The organism is Mycobacterium sp. NGS24, assembly GCF_059813065.1.
Map to the genome: position 1 here is coordinate 273,784 of NZ_JCALDW010000004.1, position 20,300 is coordinate 294,083.

General features: G+C 66.1%; 18 protein-coding genes. 7 read left to right on the plus strand and 11 right to left on the minus strand.

The annotated features are described in order from the left end of the window. Window positions 1–192: 192 nt before the first annotated feature. Together AC5Y6Y_RS08810 and AC5Y6Y_RS08815 are read right to left on the minus strand one after the other, a co-directional pair. A complete protein-coding gene (locus AC5Y6Y_RS08810) occupies window positions 193–1,215 on the minus strand; it encodes a phosphotransferase family protein (RefSeq protein WP_473139165.1) in 1,023 nt (340 codons plus the stop codon). Further along, window positions 1,212–2,147, minus strand: a complete 936-nt coding sequence (locus AC5Y6Y_RS08815) for a DUF7064 domain-containing protein (protein ID WP_473139166.1) — start codon at window positions 2,145–2,147, stop codon at window positions 1,212–1,214. Before AC5Y6Y_RS08815 ends, AC5Y6Y_RS08810 begins: the two co-directional genes overlap by 4 nt. A 517-nt stretch (window positions 2,148–2,664) precedes the next feature. Between AC5Y6Y_RS08815 and AC5Y6Y_RS08820 the strand changes: the two genes are divergently transcribed. Next, window positions 2,665–3,462 (plus strand): SDR family NAD(P)-dependent oxidoreductase, encoded by a 798-nt coding sequence (locus AC5Y6Y_RS08820; RefSeq protein WP_463827588.1) that lies wholly within the window; start codon window positions 2,665–2,667, stop codon window positions 3,460–3,462. A 10-nt stretch (window positions 3,463–3,472) separates the two neighbouring features. Here AC5Y6Y_RS08820 and AC5Y6Y_RS08825 read toward each other — a convergent pair whose 3' ends face one another. The 3 genes from AC5Y6Y_RS08825 to AC5Y6Y_RS08835 are packed head-to-tail and all read right to left on the minus strand — an operon-like array spanning window position 3,473 to window position 6,557. Beyond that, on the minus strand, window positions 3,473–4,375 hold the full coding sequence (locus AC5Y6Y_RS08825) for a 1,4-dihydroxy-2-naphthoyl-CoA synthase (protein WP_473139167.1): 903 nt from the start codon (window positions 4,373–4,375) through the stop codon (window positions 3,473–3,475). Beyond that, window positions 4,372–5,442 carry a helix-turn-helix transcriptional regulator gene (locus tag AC5Y6Y_RS08830; RefSeq protein WP_473139168.1) on the minus strand — a complete coding sequence of 357 codons (1,071 nt, stop codon included), beginning with the start codon at window positions 5,440–5,442 and terminating at the stop codon, window positions 4,372–4,374. The genes AC5Y6Y_RS08825 and AC5Y6Y_RS08830 overlap by 4 nt, the downstream gene beginning before the upstream one ends. Beyond that, window positions 5,439–6,557, minus strand: a complete 1,119-nt coding sequence (locus AC5Y6Y_RS08835) for a LuxR C-terminal-related transcriptional regulator (protein WP_473139169.1) — start codon at window positions 6,555–6,557, stop codon at window positions 5,439–5,441. The genes AC5Y6Y_RS08830 and AC5Y6Y_RS08835 overlap by 4 nt, the downstream gene beginning before the upstream one ends. Window positions 6,558–6,718: 161 nt before the next feature. Here AC5Y6Y_RS08835 and AC5Y6Y_RS08840 point away from each other — a divergent pair, with 161 nt between their 5' ends. From AC5Y6Y_RS08840 to AC5Y6Y_RS08865, 6 genes are all read left to right on the plus strand, one after another. Next, window positions 6,719–7,699 (plus strand): zinc-binding dehydrogenase, encoded by a 981-nt coding sequence (locus AC5Y6Y_RS08840; RefSeq protein ID WP_473139170.1) that lies wholly within the window; start codon window positions 6,719–6,721, stop codon window positions 7,697–7,699. Window positions 7,700–7,727: 28 nt separating this feature from the next. Beyond that, the gene (locus AC5Y6Y_RS08845) at window positions 7,728–8,513 is read left to right on the plus strand and encodes an enoyl-CoA hydratase/isomerase family protein (protein WP_473139281.1); all 786 of its coding nucleotides are present in this window, start codon (window positions 7,728–7,730) and stop codon (window positions 8,511–8,513) included. A 75-nt stretch (window positions 8,514–8,588) separates the two neighbouring features. Next, complete coding sequence (locus AC5Y6Y_RS08850) at window positions 8,589–10,286, plus strand: class I adenylate-forming enzyme family protein (RefSeq protein WP_473139171.1); 1,698 nt, start codon at window positions 8,589–8,591, stop codon at window positions 10,284–10,286. After that, entirely contained in the window at window positions 10,286–11,473 is a 1,188-nt protein-coding gene (locus AC5Y6Y_RS08855; RefSeq protein WP_473139172.1) for an acyl-CoA dehydrogenase family protein, read from the plus strand. Before AC5Y6Y_RS08850 ends, AC5Y6Y_RS08855 begins: the two co-directional genes overlap by 1 nt. Before the next feature lie 22 nt (window positions 11,474–11,495). After that, complete coding sequence (locus AC5Y6Y_RS08860) at window positions 11,496–12,242, plus strand: CoA transferase subunit A (protein WP_473139173.1); 747 nt, start codon at window positions 11,496–11,498, stop codon at window positions 12,240–12,242. 31 nt (window positions 12,243–12,273) lie between these two features. Continuing rightward, window positions 12,274–12,930: a 3-oxoacid CoA-transferase subunit B gene (locus AC5Y6Y_RS08865; protein WP_473139174.1), complete on the plus strand. Its 657-nt coding sequence runs from the start codon at window positions 12,274–12,276 to the stop codon at window positions 12,928–12,930. Here the strand turns inward: AC5Y6Y_RS08865 and AC5Y6Y_RS08870 are convergent. The 6 genes from AC5Y6Y_RS08870 to AC5Y6Y_RS08895 form a co-directional block, all read right to left on the minus strand. After that, window positions 12,914–13,684, minus strand: coding sequence for a FadR/GntR family transcriptional regulator (locus AC5Y6Y_RS08870; RefSeq protein ID WP_473139175.1), 771 nt, complete (start codon window positions 13,682–13,684; stop codon window positions 12,914–12,916). The two genes, AC5Y6Y_RS08865 and AC5Y6Y_RS08870, sit on opposite strands and share 17 nt — an antisense overlap. A 116-nt stretch (window positions 13,685–13,800) precedes the next feature. Next, window positions 13,801–14,688 (minus strand): SDR family oxidoreductase, encoded by an 888-nt coding sequence (locus tag AC5Y6Y_RS08875; protein ID WP_463827579.1) that lies wholly within the window; start codon window positions 14,686–14,688, stop codon window positions 13,801–13,803. Next, on the minus strand, window positions 14,685–15,830 hold the full coding sequence (locus tag AC5Y6Y_RS08880; RefSeq protein ID WP_473139176.1) for an acyl-CoA dehydrogenase family protein: 1,146 nt from the start codon (window positions 15,828–15,830) through the stop codon (window positions 14,685–14,687). The genes AC5Y6Y_RS08875 and AC5Y6Y_RS08880 overlap by 4 nt, the downstream gene beginning before the upstream one ends. Before the next feature lie 4 nt (window positions 15,831–15,834). Continuing rightward, window positions 15,835–16,629: an enoyl-CoA hydratase-related protein gene (locus AC5Y6Y_RS08885; RefSeq protein WP_463827577.1), complete on the minus strand. Its 795-nt coding sequence runs from the start codon at window positions 16,627–16,629 to the stop codon at window positions 15,835–15,837. Between the two features lie 41 nt (window positions 16,630–16,670). After that, window positions 16,671–18,536, minus strand: coding sequence for a 1-acyl-sn-glycerol-3-phosphate acyltransferase (locus AC5Y6Y_RS08890; RefSeq protein WP_473139177.1), 1,866 nt, complete (start codon window positions 18,534–18,536; stop codon window positions 16,671–16,673). Then, window positions 18,533–20,047 carry an HAD-IB family hydrolase gene (locus tag AC5Y6Y_RS08895; RefSeq protein ID WP_473139178.1) on the minus strand — a complete coding sequence of 505 codons (1,515 nt, stop codon included), beginning with the start codon at window positions 20,045–20,047 and terminating at the stop codon, window positions 18,533–18,535. Before AC5Y6Y_RS08895 ends, AC5Y6Y_RS08890 begins: the two co-directional genes overlap by 4 nt. Window positions 20,048–20,300 lie beyond the last annotated feature (253 nt).

Genomic DNA, 20,300 nt, shown 5'->3' on the forward strand with positions numbered 1-20,300 from the left:
CGAGGGGAAAGTGGGTGGTACCGGCCAAGGAGACGGCACTCGAGATCATCGGGCGGCCGCTGCGCGACCAGCTGCGCGTCTAGGCGATGTGGGGGTACGCGCTCTGCGGTGGCAACAGCACGGTGCAAGAACGATCCCAACAGTTCTTCGATAAGGTAGATCGCGGGCGGGCCGGAGCCACGGCAATTCTCTTCAACTCCGCTCGAGTTTCGCCCACCGCCGGCCGGCCCGCAGAAACGACGCGACCATTCCGGGATCGCCGAAGTACGGGTCACCGGTCCCCGTTTCGGCGCGCTGGCGCCCGTATTCGTAAAGCGCGGCGAGCTTGAATTGCGCCAGCGCCGAATACCATTCGATGTTGCGTGGCGCCACCCCGGTCCGCTGGCTGTATCGGGCGAGCAACTCGTCGCGGGCCGGATAACCGTCCTCCAGCACCGCCACGGCCATCGCCGCGGTCGGGGTCAGTTCCTCACCCGGTGCCGGGTAGGACGACACAAAGTAGCCCAGGTCGAACAGCGGATCGCCGATGGTGGCCAACTCCCAATCCAGCACCGCCGCAACCCGACCCGGCGCGGCGATCATCAGATTGCCGAGCCGAAAGTCGTTGTGCACGATCGCGGCCGCCGACTCCGGTGGGGTGTGCGCACCGAGCCAGTGCGCCAATCCCTGGAATGCTGCGGGCAGGTGACCGTCGGCCTCTTCGACAAGGGCGCAGACCCGGCGCAAGTGACGGGAGTTGAATCCCCCGGGTTTACCGAAGTCGCGCAGACCGATGCCGGCCCAGTCGACGGCGTGCAGATCCGCGAGAACGTCGACCACCGACTCGGCAATCCGGCGTCGAGCACGGGGGTTGTCCAGCGGCGGCGGTGTCTGCTCGGTAATCACTGCTGCGTCGACGAACTCAGTCACCACCAGCGGTACGTCGACAACTTCTCCGGGCTCTGCCACCGCAATCACGCGCGGCACCGGGACCGGCGTGTCGGCCAGCGCCGCCAACAGCCGAGCCTCCCGCACCACGTCGTGGGCGCCGGCTGGCAGCGGTGGCGGCGGCGGCCGTCTGACCACCACCGTGCGGTCACCGTCGGAGACCAGGTAGGTCAGGTTGGAGTGGCCGTCCCCGACCCGGCGGGCGCTGACCCGCTGACCCAGCTCGGCATGTTCGCACAGGAAGCCACCCAACCGGGTCAGCCCCGACGCCGACCACTGCCAGTTCACCGCCGGTTGCCCGATTCCACCAGGTAGTTCAAATAGGCACCTGTCCAATGGGTTTCAAACTGGCCCGCACCGGGCTCGCCGTCGATCCGGGCGCGGCAGGCGGCCTCGCGGATGACGGTCTGCATCGGATCGTGACTGGGTAACTCAACCACGCCGAATGCTTCGAGCTCGACAGCGGTACGACCGCCCTCGACGTCGATCACTGTGGCCTGCAGCCGCCGCTGACGCATCTGCGGGTCGTAGTCCGCCCGATGTTCGATGCTGCGGACCGCCACGGTGTCCCCACCACGGCTCACGTATCCGCCGAAACCCCACTCCCCCTTGGCAATCCAGATCCAGCCGTTGACCGCGACACCTGCATCGGTGTAGGCGACGAACCACTTCCAGTGCTGCGGGACACCCCAGTCACGCACGCCCCAGGAATGGTCCCGGTGTCCCGGATGGTCCAGCGCCACCTGGCGACTCCCGACCTGTACGGAGCCCCGCACCCGGCCGGTCTGCTCCATCCGGTTCTCGGCGAACCAGCCCGGAATGCCGCCCGGATTAGACCAGTAGCTGAACGCCTGGTGCAGAGCGTGGAATTCGTATTCGATTGCTACCTCATCGTGCTGGTAGCACAGTACGCAACTTCGCAACGGTTCGTGCTGCCGCACGGACAGGCCGCCGAACTCGAGGTGATCGAGGTCGGCATCATCAGCGACCCACCCGGAGTTGAGCTGCAGCGCCAACGGCTCCCCGGCACTGCCCCAGACCACGACGTTGTAACCGGCACGGCCCCGGTCCGTCAGATACAGATACACCTGTACGCCGATCTCTTCCTCGGCCACGATGACTTCCCAGAACAGACTGTCGCGCATCCGTCCACCGGGGGCGGGGCGGTGCCGCAGGTCGTCGGCGGGGCGGAGTACCTGTGCGATGTGGCGCACCGTCATCGGACAACTCCCCTCGCGGCACTGAGACCCGGCACCTCTATCCTATAATGGTCAGACCATTCACTCAAGGACGAGGCGTGATGTTGACTTTTTCGGTCTGACCATTCTATCGTTTGCAGGTGTCGCAGGTCAGGCCCTCGCCCGACCATCTGACCTTCCGAGCCACCGACGGCAGGCAGCTGGCCGGCTATCGCTGGCAGGTTCGGTCCGGCCTGGAACATCTCGGCAGCGTCGTGCTCGTCCACGGGATGGGCGAGCATCTGCGCGCCTACCGATTTCGACGGGCTGACCGGCGACGAGACCGTCGTCGACGCCTATCTCGCCGATCCCCATTGCGGGTTCGCCATCGACTCCGCTTCGTTCGCCGGCCGGCTCACCGACGCCGCGCAGCTGGCCCGGGTATCCCACACTGGACGTGACGACCAGGTGATCGCAGAGCTGTTGGCCTGGCTGACAAGGGTTGCCCAGCAGGACCACACGCAGCAGGACAAGCAAGATGACACGGTAAGGAGACACAATGAGTGCCCAACAGGCTGACCTGCCCGCCCCCAATGAACTCGGCGAATCGAGCGCGCTGATCGTCGGCGGTACCGCCGGGATCGGGCTCGCATCGGCACGGGCGCTGGCCGCGGCCGGAGTACCGCGAATTGTGGTGGTGGGTCGCAGCGCGGACCGCGGCGAACTCGCCGCGAAGTCCATCGCGCAGGTGGGGGTGGCCGTCGACTTCATCGCCGGCGACGCCAGAGATCCCGCCGTCGCGACTTCCGTTGCAGCACAAGCAGAAGACTTGTTGTCCGGCATAGATATCCTGATATGCACCACGGCTGCCGACGTGCGCCCGGAATTGTTCGTCAATATCGCGACCTCGGACATCAGTGGCATCCTGACCGACTTGGCCGTGCCGTCGATGCAGATGGCCAGCGCGGTGTTGCCGGGGATGCGCAGTCGCCGCCGGGGTGTGATCATCAACGTCGCTTCCGACGCCGCGAAGACGGCGACGCCCGGTGAAGCCGTCATCGGTGCCGCAAAGGCGGCCATCGTGATGTTCACCCGCACCCTGGCCATCGAGGAGAAGCGCTATGGCATCCGCGCCAATGCGCTGACCCCCTCGTTGGTGCACGGCACCGCCTCGACCGAACGCATCACCGCCGACGGGTTCAGCGGCAAGTTGTTCGCCCGCGCCGCCCAGCAGGCCGCGCTCGGGGTGCCTGACGCCGACGACATCGCCGCGCTGGCGGTCTTCCTGTGCAGCGCCGCGGCCGCCCGTCTCACCGGACAGGCGATCAGCGTCAACGGCGGTATCTCCGCCGCTTAGCTCGCGCGACCTAGAAATAGCGGGGGAACTGCGTCCAATCCGGAGGACGCTTGTCCAGGAACGCATCCCGGCCCTCGACCGCCTCGTCGGTCATGTAGGCCAGCCGGGTAGCTTCCCCGGCGAACAACTGCTGACCCACCAAACCGTCGTCGAGCAGGTTGCACGCGTACTTCAGCATTCGTTGCGCCTGCGGCGATTTGGCGTTGATCTGCGCCGCCCAGTCCAGCGCCACCGTTTCCAGCTCGGCGTGGTCGACGACCTCGTTCACCGCACCCATCCGGTGCATCTGCTCGGCGGTGTACGGCCGGCCCAGGAAGAAGATCTCACGGGCGAACTTCTGGCCTACCTGCCGTGCCAGGTAGGCACTGCCGTAGCTGCCGTCGAAACTGCCCACGTCGGCGTCGGTCTGCTTGAAGCAGGCGTGCTCCCGGCTGGCCAGGGTCAGGTCGCAGGTCGAGTGCAGACTGTGCCCGCCGCCCGCGGCCCACCCATTGACCAGGCAGATCACCACTTTGGGCATGAAGCGGATCAGGCGCTGCACCTCCAGGATGTGCAACCGCCCGGCGCGGGCGGCATCGACGGTCTCGGCCGTGTCACCGGACGCGTACTGGTAGCCGGTCCGTCCGCGGATGCGCTGGTCGCCGCCCGAGCAGAACGCCCACACACCATCCTTCGGCGACGGCCCGTTGCCGGTCAACAGCACCACCCCGACGTCCGGGGACATCCGGGCATGATCGAGCGCGCGATACAACTCGTCGACGGTGTGCGGCCGGAATGCGTTGCGTACCTCGGGCCGGTTGAACGCCACCCGCACCGTCGGCTGGCTGGCGTGGCGGTGGTAGGTGATGTCGGTCAGGTTGCCGAAGCCGGATACCGGGCGCCAGTGCGCCGCGTGAAAAGGGTTCTCGTTCAACGTTTTTGCGGATTACCCCACCCACCGGGGCGGGTGTCCTCCATGTAGAGTGCGATCGCTTCGGATCTGTTGATGGCACCGACCTTGCGCAGGATTCGCTTGACATGCGTCTTGACCGTTTCGACGGTGATCACCAGCTGGTCGGCGATGTCGGCGTTGGAAGCACCCGCCACCAGCAACTCGAAAACCTGCCGTTCGCGGTGCGATAACGACGCCGCAAGTCCAGAGTCGCTGGGAACCCGCGGAGCCGGACCGACCGGCGAATCGTGGTCCAAGTCGAAGGTGATCACCGAGTTGGCAATGCGATCGGCCTGCTCGGTCAGCAGCGCAGCCGCGCGCGCAATCGAGTTACATTGCTGCTGAACCTGTTCGGCGTTGAGGATTTTCTCGTGCAGCAGCGAGTATGCGGAGACGAACGCATCGAGCAGTTCGACATCGTCGGAGGATACGCTTTCCAGGCTGTCCCGACCCACGTGCAGCAGAGCGACCACTCGCGCTGCGGCGATGACCGGGGCGGCGATATAGCGTGCTGACCCGAGCAGCTCGGCGTAGACCGCGCTGGCCGGCATGCGCTGCTCATCGGTCGCCACGGTGTCGCGCAGCTGAATACACGCGCTCTCGACTTTGCAGTCCTGACGCGACACCACGGTGGGCCCACCGAAGCAGTGCTCGGATTCTTCGACGACGAAGGCGCCGTCTTCGACGTAGGACAACACCGCAGTGTCGAAACCGAATTCATCACACAGTTCCGAGCAGGCTTGGCGGCCGAGCGCATGCAGCGACCCGGCCTTCTTCATGCGCCGCACCCCCGCGGTAAGCGCCCGCACCACATGGACGCGACGGGAGTCGCGCAGTCGGCGTGCCTCGACCTGCGCCCGCAAGAATTCGGCGATCGACGGCTCAGCCGGCGTGGAATCCCCACGGGCCATCAGGAAGTCGACGGTGGTCGTCGACACCGCGATCGCTTCGTCCAGGTTTTGCGCATCGGAGAGGGCCGCGATGCCGAATTCTGCGCATACCCGCGCGTTCAGCTCGTTGAGTCGCTCCACCATCGCGCGCGCCTTCATCGGCCGGCCCTCAGGTCCGCGCTCGCCACGCCGGCGTAGGCCGCGACCGCAGCCGCCCGGCTGGTCGTGTTGAGCTTCTTAGCGATGTGCTTGAGGTGCGACTTCACGGTCCCCTCGGAAATGACCAGATAGCGCGCGATCTGGCTGTTGGTGGCGCCGGTGGCCACGTGCGACATGATCTCGTGCTCCCGCGCTGTCAACGGGACCGCAGCCGCCCGGTGGCAGGTCGGCGACAGCTGCTTCGCCACCCGCACCGGCGCCGGGTGCCGCCTGTCGGCGTTCGCCCACAAGTTCTCGACCTCGAGGCGCTGTTGCGCGGCTTTACCTTCCAGCGCGGCGCTTTCATAGGCCACCGACAGACATTCGGCGAAGGCCTCCAACTGTTCGAGATGGTCCATCGTCACGATGCCGTGCGGCTCGGGGCGGTCCGCGTGCAGAATCCCGATTACCCTGCCCTGCACGATGATCGGGGCACCGATGTAGCCGAAACATCCGGATGCTTCCATGATCTCGCGGAACACCCGTTTGTCGTTCTGCGGAGTGGGCGCGAAAACACCGCACCGCTTGCGCACCAACTCGGTCTCCAGCGGAGCGTCGGCCAGTTGAATACGCCGAGTTGCCACGAAGTCCTGCAGCGACCGCGCATGGGGGTCGGCGTCCCTGTCTTCGATGTGCACATAGCGCGGCACCCAGAGCGAACCGCACACGGCAGAAACCATGGTCCGCGCGAAGGCCAGTTCCCGGCTCAGGACATCTCCTGCGACCCGGATCATGTCGCTCGGGGCCAGGCCGCGGAGCTGACTGAGGGCGTTGCGAATTTCTGACATCGACCTGACCCGCCGGGCAAGGTCCTCGTCAAGAAGATCGCACTGCAACTTCAGGATGGCGATCAATATCTGCGATGCGGCCGCGCGGTCCTCGGCGCTGCCGGTCGGCTGCGCGGTGAGGTCCTCCAGCCGTTGCCGCAGACTGGCCAGCTGGTGGCCCAAGGCGGCGGGCGTCAGGGTGGGGGGCGCCACGCCGAGGTATTCGGCGGCCGCAACCACGGCTTCCTCTGCACGAGCGACCAACCACGGGTTCTCTGCAACTGCGACCATGGATGCTGTTGAGGCCATCACCACTCCCTCCCTGCGGGGCTGAGCCTTAATAGGTCATACCATTGAACCAAACTATAGCCCAGGTGTTAGCAAGCACACAATGACTGCGATCGGCGGCCTGGGTCACATTGCCAAGCCTGCGCCTCAATGGTCTAATGGTCAGGCCAAAGGAGGTGCTCTTGCATGCAGTGATCATGTCCGAGTACGGCGACGCCCGAGTGCTACAACCCGGCGAGTTCCCCAACCCGCCGCCCCGCCCCGGCTGGGTGCCGGTTGCGCTCCGCGCCAGCGCGCTGAACTGGCACGACGTGCTGGTTCGCCAAGGTCGTTATTCCTCCCCCCTGCCCCACGTCATCGGCGCCGACGGAGCCGGTGTGCGCACCGACACCGGTGAGCACGTCGTCGTAGTGCCGTCACTGCACTGGGGCGACCGGGCGGAGGCGCCGGGGCCCGATTTCGAGATCCTGGGCGATCACACCCCCGGCACCTACGCCGAGACGGTGTCGGTCCCGCTGGAGTGCGTGGCGGCCAAGCCCCCCCGACTGAGCTGGGTAGAAGCCGCCGCGCTGCCGCTGGTGGGAGTGACCACCTTCCGCGCGCTGTTCTCCCGCGGTCGGCTACGCGGCGGGGAGTCGATGCTGGTGATCGGTGCGGGTGGCGGAATCGCCACGATGGCCGTCGCACTCGCGGCAGCCGTCGGAGCCACCGTCACGGTGACGTCGTCCTCGGCCGACACCATCGAGCGGGCCGTGGCCTGCGGCGCCCGCGCTGGCGTGCTGCACCACGACCCGGCCTGGCCCGAGCACGCACGTGCGCTCTCGCCGGGCGGCGGTGGCTTCGACCTGATCCTGGACCCCGTCGGGCGCTGGAGCGAGTCCATCACCGCACTGCGTCCGGGGGGTCGCCTGGTGGTCCTGGGTGCCAACGCCGAGCAGACCGCGCACCTTGATATCCGCGGGTTCTACTTCGGTCAGTTCGATCTGCTCGGAACCACGATGGGCAGCCTGCGCGACTTCGCCGGACTGCTCGAAGTCATGGACCAGTACCAGGTGCGGCCGCCCGTGGTGGACCGCGTCTTCGCCCTCGACCAGGCCGCCGCAGCGCACGAGTATCTGGAGTGCGGACGCACCTTCGGCAAATGCGTGCTCACGCACGAATAGGAGGACCGCAGTGAACCACGCACCGGAGCTGGTCAGCTACCGACTCGAGGAGGCGGCGCCCGGAGGTTTTGCCGCCTACCTGACGCTCAATGATCCCTCACGACGAAATACGTTGTCGGACAACCTGCTCGACCAGTTGACCGCGTTACTTGGCCTGGCCGGGGAGGCGCCGGAGGTGCGGGTGATCGTGGTGGAGTCGTCACATCCGCGGGTGTTCTCCTCGGGCGGCAACCTCGATGCCTTCGCCGATTCTCGTGCGCCCATTGAGAAGTACCACGGCCTGGAACGCTTTCCGGCCCTGTTTCGCACCCTGACCGGTATCGGAAAGCCGGTGATCTGCGCGGCCGGCGGCGACGTGCTTGCCGGCGCCCTCGGCGTCGCCCTGGCCTGTGACCTCATCATCGCGAAGGACTCGGCCCGCCTCGGCTGCCCCGAGATCAACGTCGGCGCATTTCCTTTCATGATCTCGGCATTGATCTTCCGCGCCACCGGACGGCTGGTCGCCAACGAACTGATGATGACCGGCCGGCTCATCACGGCCACCGAAGCGGCGGCAGCGGGATTGGTGAACAAAGTCGTTCCCGACGCGGACTTCGACGACACGGTCCGGGCCTGGGTCGCCGGACTGGCCGCCAAATCCCCGCTGTTGCTGAGCATGGGGAAGCGGGCCCTGGCGGTGACCCGCGACCTTCCTCTGGAGCAGGCACTCGACTACCTCCAGGCCCAACTCGGGCTGGCTTTCACCACCCACGATCTCGGCGAAGGGGTCGCCGCGTTCAAGGAAAAGCGTTCTCCGCACTGGCAGAACGCCTGACCACGATCCGTTGACCTTTTTGGCCTGACCATTGTAATGTTCGAGACGATTAGGTTCGACTGAGAGATGTGTGCGATGAAACCGAATCCATACACCGTCCGCTACAGCCCACGAGAAGTCGACGAGTTCTACCGCGCCGGCCACTGGACCACCGACACCCTGCATGACCTGCTGACCCGCCGGGTCGAGGAGACACCCGACAAGGTGTTCGCGACCGACGGAACTCGGTCCCTGACATTCCGCGAAATGTTCGACGCCGGTCAACAACTGGCCGTCGGACTGCACCGGCGCGGCCTGCGTGCCGGCGACCGCGTCGCGGTGCAGGTGCCCAACTGGGTGGAATTCATCCAGATCCTCACCGCCCTCTCGCGGTTGAGCGTCATCATGGTGCCGATCATGCCCATCTATCGGCGCAAAGACGTCAGCTACGTGCTGTCCAACGCCGGAGTGCGGGCCGTTTTCACTGCGGAGAGTTTCGGCAACTTCGACTACCTGAACATGTATCGCGAACTGCGGCAGGATCACCCGGACTTGATGATCAACGTGGTCAGACCCCAGCAAAGCGGCGGCCACAGCGACGCAGCCGACGTGTTCACTCTCGATCAGTTACAAGCCGAAACCACCGCAGCCGATGCGCAGGCCGAACTGGGTGACCCGCCCAGCGCTGACCACCCGTTCGTCATCGTCTACACGTCCGGCACGACATCACGCTCCAAGGGATGCGTCCATACCTTCAACACCTACTGCGCCGGTTCCCGTGCTCTCATCGAGCCGTTCGGTTACACGCGCGACGATGTCCAGTTCGGCCCATCCCCGGTGGCGCACACGACGGGACTGGTGACCAGCGTGTTCTTGCCGCTGCTGACCGGGGCGGCAACCCACCTCATGGCCAAGTGGGACCCGGTGCGGGGCATCGAAGAAATTCAACGCTTCGGTTGCACGGCGGCGGTCACCGCACCGACGTTCCTGCACACCTTGTTGTCCGAGTACGACGCAGACCGGCACGACCTGTCCTCGCTCCGCATGTGGACGTGTGCGGGCGCCCCCGTTGCCGCGGCACTCGTGGAGCGAACCGCGGGGATGCTGCCGGAGGTCAGAGTGCTCAGCCTGTACGGCCGCAGCGAAAACCTGGTCACCACAACGTGTTCGCTCACCGATGGGGTCGAGAAAGTCTTGTCCTCAGACGGTAGTGCGGTGCCCGGAGCACAGGTGCGCATCGTCGGCCCGGACAACCGGGAGGTGCCGCCGGGTGTCGAGGGCGACATCGCCTACCGGGGGCCGGCCCACATGATCGAGTATCTGGCCCAACCCGAAGAAACCGCGGCGCTGTTCACCGCCGACGGCTTTTCCAAGTCCGGCGACCTGGGCACGATGACGTCGGACGGATACGTGCGGGTGACCGGGCGGACCAAGGACATCATCATCCGCGGTGGAATGAACATCAGCGCCCGCGAAGTGGAAGACCATCTCGCCCATCACCCTTCGCTGGTGGCGGCGGCCGTGGTGGGGATGCCCGATGAACGACTCGGCGAGAAGGTGTGTTGCTACCTGGTGAGCGCGCCGGAACGGACCACGCCCACCGTTACCGATCTGCGGGAGTTCCTGCTCGCCCGGGGCCTGCCGATTCAGAAGACCCCGGAACGCGTCGTCGTGATCAACGCCCTGCCGATGACGGCGACCGGCAAGGTCCTCAAGCACGAATTGCGTAGAGACATCGAACAGCGCATCCAGGCCGAAACCACGCCGGACCGCGCCGTGTCGGGGACCGCCTGATGGAACTCAAAGACAGTCCCGCCGAGGCCGAGTTCCGCAACCGGGCCCGCCGGTGGCTGGCCGCAACAGTCCCCGATCTCGGCGGGCCCGAACCCGCCCGGTTGGAAGACAAGCTCGACTACTGGCGCGGCTGGCAGCGCCGGCTGCACGAGGCGGGCCTGGCAGGGCTTTCCTGGCCGAAGCAGTACGGCGGCGCGGGTGCCGACGTGAAACTGCGCGCAGTGTTCAACGAGGAACTCGACCGCGCCGGGGCTCCCGAGCGCCTCAACATCATCGGCGAGGACTTCGCGGGTCCGACGATCATCCAGTTCGGCACCCCCGCCCAGCAGGAACGCTATCTGCCTAAAATTCTTGCCGGCGAGGAGATCTGGTGTCAGTTGTTCTCCGAACCGGAAGCGGGTTCGGATCTGGCCTCGCTCCGCACGACCGCAACCAGGATGCCCGGCGGCTGGCAGATCAACGGGCAGAAGATCTGGACCAGTCGGGCCCAACTCGCCGCCCACGCGATCCTGCTCGCCCGCACTGGCGGCGGCCCCCGCCATCGTGGCATCACCTACTTCTTGCTCGACATGGCCAGCCCCGGCATCACGGTCCGGCCGCTGGCGCACATGCTTGGCGAGTCCGAATTCAACGAGGTCTTTCTCGACAACGTGTTCGTACCGGACGACTGCGTCGTCGGGGAAGTCGACGGTGGCTGGCAGGTGGCCATGGGCACGCTTGCCTTCGAACGCGTCGCCATCGCCACCGGACGGGTCAACACCACCGGGGCGGTCAGCGACCTGATTGCCGAAATCGCCTGCCGGGTCAGCGATGACGGCTCGCCGCAGGGTGCGGATCCGCTCATCCGCCAACGTGTCGCAGATCTGTACGGACGAGCGTTGGTGCACTACCTCATTGGCCAGCGTGTTATCAGCGGCGCCGCCGGCGACGGCCCGCCCGGCCCCGTCACCTCGATCGGCAAGCTCTACTTCTGCCCGCTGGTGGAAGACATCGCCGACTTCGGACTTGAGCTCAACGAGATGGGCGGACAATACGAACTCGACGAAAAGCACCATCCGACAACCAACTCCGCTCATCGGTGGTTGCGGCTGGCCTATCAGGCGCGAGGGACCGCCATCGCCGGTGGGTCGACCTTCATCCAGCGCAACATCGTCGCCGAACGCATCCTCGGCATGCCCAGAAGCTAGCCTGCGACGGAGGGACACGCGGATGGACAAGGTGGTGGCCTCGACGGCGGCGGCGGTCGCAGACATTGCCGACGGCTCCTCGTTGGCAGTGGGGGGATTCGGCTTGTGCGGCATTCCGCACGAACTCATCGCGGCGCTGGTGGAACGCGGCGTGGCAGAACTGCACACCGTCTCCAACAATCTGGGCATCGACGGCGTCGGCCTGGGGTTGCTGTTGCAGCACAAGAGAATCCGGCGCACGATCAACTCCTACGTCGGGGAGAACAAAGAGTTCGCCCGCCAGTACCTGGCCGGGGAACTCGAACTCGAGCTGACACCTCAGGGCACGCTGGCCGAACGCCTGCGCGCCGGCGGGGCAGGAATCCCGGCCTTCTACACGCCCACCGGAGTCGGGACCCAGGTCGCCGACGGCGGCCTGGCCTGGCGGTACCACCCCGACGGCACTGTGGCCGTTGCCTCTCCGCCGAAGGAAACCCGCGAATTCAACGGCAGCACCTATGTTTTGGAGCACGCCATCCAGACCGATTTCGCGCTGGTGCACGCATGGAAGGGCGACCGCCACGGCAATCTCGTGTACCACGCCGCCGCGGCCAATTTCAACCCGGACTGTGCCGCAGCGGGCCGAATCACCATCGCCGAGGTCGAGGAATTGGTCGATCCGGGCGAGATCGAACCCAACCAGGTGCACACCCCCGGCATCTTTGTGGACCGGGTGGTGCACGTCGCACACGCGGCCAAACCGATCGAGAAGCAGACGGTGCGTCCATGACCGGATGGCACGTAGCCGGAAGGGACGCCAGATGAATTGGAGCCGAGCCGAACTCGCGGCGCGGGTGGCCACAGAGTTTCGCGACGGGCAATACGTCAACCTGGGTATCGGGCTGCCCACCCTCATCCCCGGACACCTGCCCGCCGACATTCACGTGGTCCTGCACTCCGAGAACGGCATCCTCGGTGTCGGGCCCTATCCGCGACCAGAAGACGTCGACGCCGACCTGATCAACGCCGGAAAGGAGACGGTCACCACGCTGCCCGGCGCGGCGTTCTTTGCGTCGTCGTCGTCCTTCGCGATCATCCGCGGCGGGCATCTCGACATCGCGGTGCTCGGCGCCATGCAGGTCTCGGTGAACGGCGACCTGGCGAATTGGACGATCCCCGGCAAGATGATCAAGGGCATGGGTGGGGCGATGGACCTCGTGCACGGGGTGGAGCAGGTCTTCGTGATGATGGAACACACGGCCAAAGACGGCAGCGCGAAGATCGTCGAGCGCTGCACGTTACCCCTGACCGGCAGGAGTTGCGTCAAGCGCATCTTCACCGATCTCGCCGTTATCGACGTCACCGCGGATGGTCTCTGCGTGATCGAAACGGCGCCAGGCGTCAGCATCGACGAGGTGGCCGCCAAAACCGAACCACCGCTGCTGGTTTCGGACCAAGCGCTCAGTCGGCTACCGTGATCGCGCTGCGCTCGTCCACGGCCAGCGCCGCCTTGGCGTAGCTGTGCACGTGGCGCCGCATGCGACGGCTGGCAGCGTCGGGATCGCCATTGCGGATGGCGGTAGTGATGGACTTGTGCGCCCGCACCGTGACGGACCGCACGTTGTCGTCGACGAATGACGCGTTCTCGGTGCCTGCGTAAATCGCCTGGGAGAGTGCCGTCATGAAGCCGATCAGCAGTTCGTTGTGACCAGCTTTGGCGACGCCGACGTGCCAGTCCAGGTTGGCTTGCAGGAAGGCCGACAGATCGGCGTCGGGGTCGGCGATATCGCTGTTGGCTTTGTCCAGGACGGCCAGGTCCTCGTCGGTTCGTTTGCGCGCGGCCAGTTCGGCGCAGAACGGCTCCAGCGCTTCCCGCGTCTCCATCAGGTCGGCAAGCTTGATCTGCTGACCTCTGATCAGCAAGCTGACCGAACTCGCCATCGACTTGGTGGTCGGCCGCTGCACGATGGCGCCGCCGGACCGGCCGGTGCGCACCCGGACCAGGTTCTGCACCTCCAGGATGCGCAGTGCCTCGCGCACCGTGGCACGACTCATCTGGGTCTGTTTGACCAACTCGCGCTCGGCGGGGAGAGCAAATCCCTCCTGCAATTCGCCGCTGAGGATCCGTTCGCGCAACTCACGTGCCAGCACGTCGGAAGCCTTGGGGACATCGACCGGCTTGAGCAAGATTGCAGACCGCGTCGCAGCTGCATCTGAGTCGTCTGTGTCCATCGCTGCTCCGTGGGGGATCGGCTCGGGCGAAAAGGCTCAAAGGTTAGGCCTAATATAAGGTTAGCTCATATACTTCTATCCCGGACATCGCCTGCCGCGATCGACGGCGAAGCGCCCTACACCGAGCGCGCGGACTTCGCGACAGCCGAAGCGGCCTGACTGCGTTCCCTGGCCCGAGCCCAGTCGGCATCGCCCATGGAGGTGAGGCCCGCGAAGGTATTGGGGCCGGCGAGTCGCTGGCCCCCGTCCATTGCGATCGTCTCGCCGGTCAGGTAGTCACATGCGTCGCTGAAGGCGAAGATGGTGAGGTTGGCCAATTCCTCGACCGTCCCGGCACGGCCCATCGGGATCTGATCGGGTTGCGTTGCGCCGACCGAACTCTCGTCCGTCGGGTTGAGCATCTCCCATGCATAATCGGTCGGGATGGGTCCCGGTGCGAGCGCATTGAGGCGAATTCCGTAGCGGCCCCACTCCACCGCCAGTGACATCGTCATCGCGTGCACGGCCGCTTTCGCCATCGCCGAGGGAACCACAAACGCCGAGCCGCTCCACACCCAGGTCGTCAGATTGGACAACACCGATCCGCGCAGGCCGTCGGCGATCCAGCGCTTGCCGACGGCCACGGTGGTGTTGAACGAACCGGTCATCACCGTCGAGGTGATCGCGTCGAACGCGCGCGGACTCAGGGTGGCCGTCGGCGCGATGAAATTCGCCGCCGCGTTGTTCAGCACTCCGGTCAGCGGACCGTGCCTATCCCAGATCTGCTGCACGGCCGCGTCCACCAGGTCGTAGTCCCGGACATTGACGGGCTGGAAATGCACGGAGCCGCGCTGGCCGATCGCGGCTGCGGCCTCCGCCAGGACCGATTCGCGGCGCCCCCACAGATGCACCTCGGCGCCGTGGGCGACCAGTGCCGCGGCCACTCCGCGGCCCAGTCCGGTACCCCCGCCGGTGATCAGGATGCGCTTGCCGGCCAACACCGTCGGATCGAAGATACCGGTCATAGCCCGAGACTCTTGCCGATGATTTCGCGCTGAATCTCGTTTGCTCCGCCATAGATCGGGGGCGCCAGCGCCTTGCGTACCTGCGCCTCCATGCCGAACTCGACGGTGTAACCGTTGCCACCCATCAACTGAACGCCTTCCAGCGCCGCGCGCTTGGCGACCTCGGTGCACTTGAGTTTCGCTATCGACCCCTCGCGGGCGAGCTGATCCTCCTGGCCCGCGTCGATCTGGGCCGCCACCTGATAGACAAAGGCGCGGCAGCAGTCGATCTCGGCAGCCAGATCCGCCAGCCGATGCCGAACGGACTGGAAGGTGCCGATCGTGCGGCCGAACTGTTCCCGGGTGCGCACGTAGCTGATGGTGTCTTGCAGCGACCGCCGGGCCGCACCCAGCGACATGGCGGCGATGATCAGGCGTTCGACGTTCAGCCCACGCATCAACCGGTGCCAGGCGTCACCGATCCCGCCGACGACGTTGGCGACCGGAATGGCGACGTCGGTGAAGAACACGTCGTTGACGGTGTGGCCGTCCATGGTCTGGATCGCTTTGATGTCCAATCCCGGCGTCGACGTGGGCAGATACAGCAGCGTCAGGCCCTGGTGCTTGCCGGCGCCGGGGTCGGTACGGGTGAGCACCAGCAGGTGGTCGGCCAGATGCGCCGCGGTGATCCACGTTTTCTGGCCATTGACGATGAACCTGTCCCCATCTCGTACCGCCCGCGTCCGCACACCCGCCAGATCCGACCCCGCACCTGGTTCGGACAGCGCGATGGCTTCGAAACGCCCCGCGCACAAGTTGCCGACCACCTCGCGCTTCTGGTCCTCGTTGCCATGGCGCAGATAGGTCTGCGCCGCGGTCAAGCCGGTTCCATAGGCGTGGATCGGCGCCTGGCCGCGGGCCGTCTCCTCCAGGAAGATGCACTCTTCGACCATGCCCGCGCCGCCGCCACCGTACTGCGCGGGAATGGAGACGCCCAGCCAGCCGAGTTCGGCGAACTTCTGCAGAACGGTGGCACTGTTGGACAGTCGTCCGCCGTCGGTCAGCTGGGCGCGCTGTTCGGGCGTGCCACAGGTGTCGGCGCAAAACCGCTCGATCGCGCGCGCGAAACCGAGCTGCTCCTCGGTGCACAATCTGGCCGACATGACGCTAATTGCCTCGGTAGGAGGCGAATTCGGGGCTGCGCTTCTCGTTGAAAGCGGTGATTCCCTCCTGCGCCTCGGGCGTCTCACCGAACATCTTCAACGTCGAGTACGCCATCTGACCGACCGAGGCGAACTGTTCGGTGTCGGTGTTGAACGACTGCTTGAGCACCTTCAGCGAGGTCGGCGAGAGCACCAGCATCTCGTCGGCCCAGGCACGCACCTCGGCTTTGAGTTGGTCCGCGGGAACCACCTTGTTGACCAACCCCCATTCGGCGGCCTGCTGCGCCGAATACCGGCGGCACAGGAACCAGATCTCCCGCGCCCGCTTCTCGCCGACCACCCGGGCCAGATATCCGGTCCCGAAGCCGGCGTCGAATGAGCCGACCCGTGGGCCGTTCTGGCCGAAAAGGGCGGTGTCCGCCGCGATCGTCAAGTCGCACAACACATGGAGGACGTGGCCCCCACCGATCGCGAAACCGTTGACTGCCGCAATGACGGGCTTGGGCACGTCGCGGATGACCCGGTGCAGCGTGTCCACTTCGAACAAGCCGGTTTCCGACGGACCGTAGTCACCGGTTTCGGCGCGTTGCTTCTGGTCGCCACCGGTGCAGAATGCCTTCTCACCGGCCCCGGTCAAACAGATCACGCCGACTTCCGGACTCCCCCAGGCCAATTTGAAAGCCCGGATGAGTTCGTCGAGGGTGCGCGCGCGAAACGCGTTGTACCGCTCTGGCCGGTTGATGGTGATCCAGGCCAGACCATCCTCTACCTGATAGGTGATGTCGGTGAATTCGGGCATCGGTCGCCTCTCCTCGTTGAAAGCTCTACCCAGCTATTTGGTCATACCATATTACCAAAGCTCGTCGTGCGCGCGAAGCCACTGTCCCCGCTCCCACAGACTGCCGTGAACTCCCGTCTCCGCTCGGCTAATTGGGCAAGTGCCACCTGTAGGTCATGGAGTTCGGCGACCAGCGCTGCGCGGCCACGGGCCCCCGATTCGGGGTCATCCGGTGTGATCAGGCCGCGGTGCTTGGCCAACTTGAAGGCGGTGGTGAACATCTCCCCCGACACCGACTCTTCGGTGATGCGCCGCTGCAACGCCCATTGCCGGCCCAGCCGCAGACAACGTTTGAGGAGCTCACGCTCCTCGACCTCACCGCCGGCCCGCATCAACTCCTCGGCCAGCACCCGGTAGGCGTCGACGAACGGTCGCAGCACGAGATGTGCTACCAGCAGCTCGCTTTCATCCAGGCTTCGAAGTGCTTCGGCACGATCCAGCGGCGCGTCACGGTCATGACTGCGCCCGGTCATGATCGCGAACTCGTTCCACAGCTCGTCGGCGAACTCGGCTCGGCCGGCGAAGAAGAACTCGAACTTGAGCAGCTCGCGCACCGCCAGCGCCCGCTCCCAGCCGGTGCGCTTGGTCGACTCCGGTTCTCGCACGATGGCCAGCAGGGCCAGTTCGGCGATCGCCCGCATCAGCAGGACGTGAATCGCGCTGTTGCGGTAGACCGCGACGATCAGGTGCTGGTCCACCCCGATACCCCAGACCGGGGTCGGCCCGCCCGAGTAGCACGTCAGCACCGCCGAGCCGACCAGCGCGTGCAGCGTTCGGGACACGGTCGCGCGATCGGTGAGGTCGGCGCCGCCCGCGACCGGCCAACCGCGGGCCCGCAGATAGCCGGCCAGGGGCGCCACCGTTGCGCACACCTCGTCGAGGGTCAGCGCTCGGTCGGCACCCAGCATCGCCACGCAGACGGCCGCGGTGGCGGTCACCGGAGTTGCCAGATTCAGCCGGTGGCACACGTCCAGCGCGATCCGCTCGACCACCTGACGATCACCCAGGCCCTCACTGCGTAGCGTCTCGATGCGCCCGTAGAGCGGGACCGGCGAGCCGAAGTTGATGTATATGCGCCCCAATTGATGTCGCAGACCGCGGGCGTAACTGATTAACCACCGCGCGTTCTCCGGCCTCTTGGGCAGGCCGCGTGCTTCGGCAGCCATCAGTCTGACCTCGTGTGGCGGCAACTGGTCGAAGATGATCGAGACTGGCACTGCCAGCGTCTGCTCGGACCGGGCCGCCGCGACCGCGTCGACCACATAACGCAGCAGCCCGTAGCGCGGCGGCCGCAGCTTGCCGGTACGCGTGCGCCCGCCTTCGATCGACCAGACCAGGTTGCGTCCGCGGGCAACCAGGTGAGCGACCACCGCGCGCAGTGCCAAGCGATAGACCGGCAGGTCGCCCGTGGCCCGCCGCACCGGGATGAACCCACTGCGCCGGGCCAGCGTGCCCAGCGGGAAGAAGTTGAGGTTGGCGCCGGCGAGGCCGAAGGTCGGCGAGATCCCCTGCCGGGCAAGGCTTGGCGGGAAGGAGAACTGGTCCAGATACGAGCGATGCGAGATCAGGAAGATCAGCGCGTGGTCGCGGTCGAGCACCCGCATTCGCTCCAGATCGTCCTCGTCGACGACCACCTCGAAACCGCGCACCATCCAGGCCGACAACGCCTCCCAGGCCCGTACCACGTGCCGTTCGTGCCAGGCCGCCATCTCCTGGATGTACTCGGTGGCTTCCGCCGTGACATCGGATACGCCACGGCCCAGTTTGGTCGCCAATTGTGCCGCCGCAGTGCGAAAGTCGTCAGAGCCCAACACCGCAGCCAACTCGTCCCGCAGTTGCGGGCGTAGGGCGACCAGCCGGCCGGTCACAGCGAACTCGCCCGCACACCCGCGGCGACGGCCGCAGACCAGCGCAGGCCGGCTTCGGTCCCGGGCCAGTCGTCGAGAGTGTCGACGTAGAGCTGGCGCATCCGCGGCACCCAGTCATCGAGATGCTGTCGGGTCCAGCCGGCCGTTGGAAGAGGCTCGTGCACCACCACCTCGATGGTGCCTTCCTGAGCCACTTTGGCGTTGCGCCACATGATTTCACCCGTGTTGCGGATCACCACAGGTACGATCGGCACCCCGGCGTCCCGGGCCAGATGGAAACCACCCTTCCTGAAGTCCCCGATTCGCGGACTCAGCGACCGGGTGCCCTCCGGTGACATGGCTATCGACACGCCGGTCCGGAGCTTGTCCAGCGCCGGCTGCAGGGCCGATATCGCTTTGGACGTGTTGGAGCGGTCGACGAACGCCACGTCGGCCAGCGTGAGCACCTGCCCCAGCACCGGTATCCGCCGCACCTCGTCCTTGGCGATGATGGTGAATCCCCGCCGGATCAACCGAGATACCACCAGTGCGTCAATGAGGGTGCTCTGATGGTTGATGAAAAACACGGCGGGCCGTCGTGCGGTGTGCTGTTCGCCGATGATCTCGATGTCGATGTTGCTGAGGTGACCGGCGACGCGACCGAACAACGACGTCGCCAGGTCCATCCCGCCGCGCCGGTCGAAGGTCAGCAGTCCCGCGACCAGACCGGCGCTCACGGCGGCGGCGAAGCCCCCGACCAACCCGGTGGTCCGGGCGACCGCCATGGGATGAAACTGGTTCTGCTTGTTGGTGAATCGCAGCACCGGCCAACCGCGCTCGGCAGCGTAGTTCGCCAGTTCGGGCGCTGGATTGACCGGATGCGGACATCCGACGGCCTGCAGCAGCGGGATCTCCTCTGCGCCATTGGCATATGCGTGACAGTTCTGCAACGAGATTCGGTGCTGGCGGGCGAACTCCCGCACCGCCGCGGCTTTGCCTTCCCCCCACGGGGGGCGCCCCACCACGGCGCCGGTGAGCACACCGTCTTCGGTTTCCAGCTCCGTGCACACCACATGGTCGATACCCAGCTCCCGAGCCATCGGCTGAACCTGCAGCCGGGTGGCCGAGGTCGCGATGACCACGGTGTGTCCCTGGTTCTGATGGGCACGCACCACCCGCCACGCCTCATGGAACAGCGAACCGGCAATCGACTGCGCGAAGAGCTGCTCGCCGAGCTCCATCAGATCGTCCTCGGTGCGACCTCTCCAACCCCGGATGCCCTGCAGCAAGAGCTCGTTGAACGATTCTTCGCTGAGCGGCTCACCGAGCGCAGTGCGCACGGTGCGGACGAACTCGTCGGGTCCGAGCTCGAGATTGCGAGCCCGGTGCGCGTACAACGCATTGGCGGAATACCCCTGGATCAGGGTGCCGTCGAAATCGAAGACCGCCGCCACACGACGTCCCCGCGGCCCGTCCTTGATGTGTTCGATGTGCTCGTCGACGGACATCTCCGACGGGGTCTTACGACTCATCACATATCCCTGCGTGCACAGCGCCGCGCGAGACGCATCGGCGCTGCTTCGCTCCGACGATGCCCACTATGGGCTGCCGAAGTAACGCCGGCCAAGCATTTTCGGGCGAGATCCCCCTGATGCGGGGTAGGAAACTGCCCGATGTGGTGACGCGACCGAGCGCGCCGTTCGGACACACTCACCAGACCGGGTTCGGTATGCCGCGGTATGCCGAGCCCGTCTCACCAACCCGCGCCGTGCAGGGCGCCACAGC

Excerpts from the sequence above, each read along its gene's own strand:
- AC5Y6Y_RS08815 (WP_473139166.1), bottom strand. The coding sequence starts at position 2,147 with ATGACGGTGCGCCACATCGCACAGGTACTCCGCCCCGCCGACGACCTG.
- AC5Y6Y_RS08820 (WP_463827588.1), top strand. The coding sequence starts at position 2,665 with ATGAGTGCCCAACAGGCTGACCTGCCCGCCCCCAATGAACTCGGCGAA.
- AC5Y6Y_RS08830 (WP_473139168.1), bottom strand. The coding sequence starts at position 5,442 with ATGAAGGCGCGCGCGATGGTGGAGCGACTCAACGAGCTGAACGCGCGG.
- AC5Y6Y_RS08835 (WP_473139169.1), bottom strand. The coding sequence starts at position 6,557 with ATGGCCTCAACAGCATCCATGGTCGCAGTTGCAGAGAACCCGTGGTTG.
- AC5Y6Y_RS08850 (WP_473139171.1), top strand. The coding sequence starts at position 8,589 with ATGAAACCGAATCCATACACCGTCCGCTACAGCCCACGAGAAGTCGAC.
- AC5Y6Y_RS08855 (WP_473139172.1), top strand. The coding sequence starts at position 10,286 with ATGGAACTCAAAGACAGTCCCGCCGAGGCCGAGTTCCGCAACCGGGCC.
- AC5Y6Y_RS08860 (WP_473139173.1), top strand. The coding sequence starts at position 11,496 with ATGGACAAGGTGGTGGCCTCGACGGCGGCGGCGGTCGCAGACATTGCC.
- AC5Y6Y_RS08865 (WP_473139174.1), top strand. The coding sequence starts at position 12,274 with ATGAATTGGAGCCGAGCCGAACTCGCGGCGCGGGTGGCCACAGAGTTT.
- AC5Y6Y_RS08870 (WP_473139175.1), bottom strand. The coding sequence starts at position 13,684 with ATGGACACAGACGACTCAGATGCAGCTGCGACGCGGTCTGCAATCTTG.
- AC5Y6Y_RS08875 (WP_463827579.1), bottom strand. The coding sequence starts at position 14,688 with ATGACCGGTATCTTCGATCCGACGGTGTTGGCCGGCAAGCGCATCCTG.
- AC5Y6Y_RS08880 (WP_473139176.1), bottom strand. The coding sequence starts at position 15,830 with ATGTCGGCCAGATTGTGCACCGAGGAGCAGCTCGGTTTCGCGCGCGCG.
- AC5Y6Y_RS08885 (WP_463827577.1), bottom strand. The coding sequence starts at position 16,629 with ATGCCCGAATTCACCGACATCACCTATCAGGTAGAGGATGGTCTGGCC.
- AC5Y6Y_RS08895 (WP_473139178.1), bottom strand. The coding sequence starts at position 20,047 with ATGAGTCGTAAGACCCCGTCGGAGATGTCCGTCGACGAGCACATCGAA.